Annotated in this window: 1 protein-coding gene; it reads left to right on the forward strand. The window is 60.1% G+C overall.

Features of this window, described 5'->3' with window-relative positions:
• Positions 1-20: 20 nt before the first annotated feature.
• Positions 21-451: phage tail tip lysozyme (locus AC1RO3_RS08640; protein ID WP_481764024.1), on the forward strand; the 431-nt coding region annotated here is incomplete at its 3' end.

The raw sequence follows: 451 nt of genomic DNA on the forward strand, positions 1-451 counted from the left end.
GGTAGAGTAAGATGAGAAACATGATTCGGGCCGCTATATGCGGCTTTCTTCTGGGGATCGCGACGCTGCCCTCGATGGTTTCGGCCCCAGCCCCTGAGTTCGGTGCGCAGTATGTGCCGGGAGCGGGCGCGAAGCACAAACCTCGTTTCATGGTCGGTCCCGATGGCTCCGATCCCAATGACTTCGTTTCGTCGTTTGTGGCGTTCGGCCGTGAATACGGGTTGACCGATGCGCAGATTGCTGGGGCCTTGGGCTCGGTCCAGCAAGAATCGCAGTTCGACGTGCATGCCCGCCACCCGTACTCTGGAGCACGCGGCGTCGCCCAGTGGCTGAGCGCGGACCGCATTCGTGAATTGCGCCGGTTCCGGAAGAAGAATCCGAGCATGACCGAGGTGCAGGTTCAGGCAGCATTCCACTGGTACGAGATGGAAAAGATGGGTCTGATGGATCG

This window comes from Dellaglioa sp. CoH-57-MRSF-19, from assembly GCF_056781975.1.